At 30.9% G+C, this 3,020-nt stretch carries 2 protein-coding genes; both read left to right on the plus strand.

The window, feature by feature from the left end; genetic code table 11:
* Positions 1-562: OmpA family protein (locus ACNQF8_RS15255; protein ID WP_417953919.1), on the plus strand; the 562-nt coding region annotated here is incomplete at its 5' end.
* A gap of 866 nt (positions 563-1,428) precedes the next feature.
* Positions 1,429-3,020: hypothetical protein (locus ACNQF8_RS15260; protein ID WP_417953920.1), on the plus strand; the 1,592-nt coding region annotated here is incomplete at its 3' end.

Here is a 3,020-nt window from a genome sequence, read left to right on the forward strand (position 1 = left end):
AGTTGTCAATACTGCCACTTCTGATGATAAAGGAAAATATAGCTTTAAGGTTGAATGTGGAAAGACTTACAGTGTAAGGGCTGAAAAACCAGAATACACAACCAAAGAAGAAAAAATTACTATCGCTGCAACAACTGGAAAAACGTATTTACCAATTGCATTAGAAAAAGAAATATGTAAAGTAGCCGTTGGTGATGATTTGGGTAAATGTTTTGGTATAAAAATGATTTATTTTGATTTAGACAAATCGAATATTAGAGCTGAAGCAGCTCTGGATTTAGAAAAAATATTAGATGTTTTAAATCAGAACCCAACAATGAAAATTGATATCCGTTCTCATACTGACAGCAGACAAACATTCAAATACAATGAAGCATTATCTGAAAGAAGAGCCAAATCAACCATTAACTGGTTAGTTAAAAATGGAATTGATACAAGCAGATTAACAGGTAAAGGATATGGTGAAACTCAACTGGTAAACAAATGCACTGATGATGTAATTTGTTCCGAAGAGGAACACCAACTTAACAGAAGAAGTGAATTTATTATTACTGCTTTGTAATATCTTTTGTGACTTGAAATAGTTAATTCTATTCAATAAATTAAACCTCGGGAGTCTCACTTTCGAGGTTTATTTATTTTAGGAATAAACATATAATTATAGTAAGCTTAATTAGGTAATGCAATTAAAGTCCTAAAAAAATTAAGTTAAATTCTAAAAAGCATTACCATTCTGCTTATTAAAAACATAAATCAATTGTTAATTTTTTGAAATGAAAAACTAAATTTTTCATAAAAAAATACATTTCAACGAGTATTTAGGTTCGTTGTAGAGAAAAAAAATAAATACTACTGATTCTTTGTAATTTTAATTTTAATAAAGCAAGATTTTTTTCTTCAAATACACTGATAAACAAACAATTGCCAAAGAAAAAGATTTTTTAATATCAAAAAACAGCTCTAATTTCTGAAAAATTCAGAAATTAAAAATTAATATAAAATCTAAAAATTATAATTGTTCTATTAAAAACATTTTTCGCTTTATTTTTTCAAATAAAAAATTGATTTTCCATTTATCAAATACCACAAATTAATTTTAGTAATAATAAATTAAAATTTGATAGTATGAATACAAAAATTACTTTCCTTTTACTTACTTTCTTAATGTTCGTGGGTAATCTATATTCTTCATTTAGAACTCCAAAATACAGGAAAAACTTAATCAAATCATAAGTTCTGAATCTAAAATAATTTTGTGTATTAATTCATCGATATACCATTTAGTTTCTATAAACATTGATTCAAATCTAATGGCGACTAAATATTTTAATCCAAACTATTCTCCTTTTAATTCTGATAAAAATTGTTAAATATACATTTAGCAATTTTAAGATGTTTAAACTTTCTAACGATTTAAAACAAATCAATATGAAATCAAATTTTACTCATTCGACAAGATTATTTACAACTTTATTATTATTCTTTTTAAGTTTTACGACAGTATCTCTTGCACAAATAGGTCCTGGTATTGCTCCTATTAATACTCCAAGTGGAGGATTTAATATTGACGGTACTCTTTTTGCGAATACAGCCACAGGAGATTGGGTTGATGGAACTGGTGCTGGTGGTTTTATACTTAATAATTCGGGAGGAGCTTTAAATACAGGAACTACTTATCACTTGTATGATTTGTATAACACTTCATCAGACAACATTTTTGGAGGAGGAGATAAAGTTGGTGACAATCCTAACAATTGGACATGGACTCCTGGTACTGCAAATGATAAAACCGACATGAACAATGCATTAATCCATTTAACTACTGATTCAAATGGAAATGTATGGGTTGTTTTTGCAGCTGATCGTTTAAGTAACAGTGGAAATGCTTATGTTGATTTTGAATTTCTTCAAACACCTATGAGTAAGACAACTACTGGTTTTGCTACTTCGGCTCCTGCTTCGACTGGCGGAAGAACATTAGGTGATTTTTTATTAACCGTATATTTTGAAAATGGTGTTGCTAAATTTGACATTCAACGATGGGAACTTGTTGGCGGTACATGGGAATACAAAACTTACTTTTCATCTTTACCACTTAACTCAGTATTTGCCGCAGGAAATACCAGCACTATTCCTGTACCTTATCAGGCATTTGGTGTTAACAGTTATTTACAAAATACATTTATTGAATCAGCAGTTAATTTAACCGCAGTATTAGGATCAATTGATCCATGTACAAGTCTTAAAATAAAAACTGTTTTCGTTAAATCTAAAACTTCTACATCCTCATCTGCAGCTATTAAAGATTTTTTTAATCCAGTTGCTATTGATAACCTCACCCTAGGAAGTTCTGATGCAGGCGATGATGCTACTGTTTGTTCAGGATTACCATATACGCTTCAAGGATCAGCAGTACCTAGCAATGGATATCAAGTTATATCCAAAACTTGGTCATTAGTAAGTGGTACCGCCACTATTGATAGTCCAAATAGTCTCAATTCAAATGTAAATATCACTGGAAATTCTGCAACATTCCGACTTACTGTCGTAACAGGACCTATATCTGGGTCAGGATCACAATGTACAGTATCTGATGATGTAACAATAACCGTCAGCCAACCACTAACCTGCTCTATATCAGGTTCAGATGAACCATTATGTCCTTCTTCAACTTCTAACATTTATACAGCTCCAACTAGCGCTAATTATGAATGGAGTATTTCAGGAAATGGAGTAATTGTGGGAAGTAAGAATTCTCAATCTGTATCAGTAACTGCTGGTTCTGGATGTAATGCAACATTTATATTATCATTAAAAATTACCGATGCTAATGGATGTATTTCAACTTGTACAAAAACTGTTACAGTTGTAGATAATACGGATCCTGTGGTAACTACAGCTGAAGCTTCTTTAAATCAAACTTTACAATGCAGCGATACTGCTGGCATAACTGCTGCTTTGGCTTTATCACCTGCCGCTACAGATAATTGTACGAATGCTCCAACTAAAAATTTATTGAG

The sequence above is a fragment of the Flavobacterium labens genome (assembly GCF_048286755.1).
Classification (GTDB): Bacteria; Bacteroidota; Bacteroidia; order Flavobacteriales; family Flavobacteriaceae; genus Flavobacterium.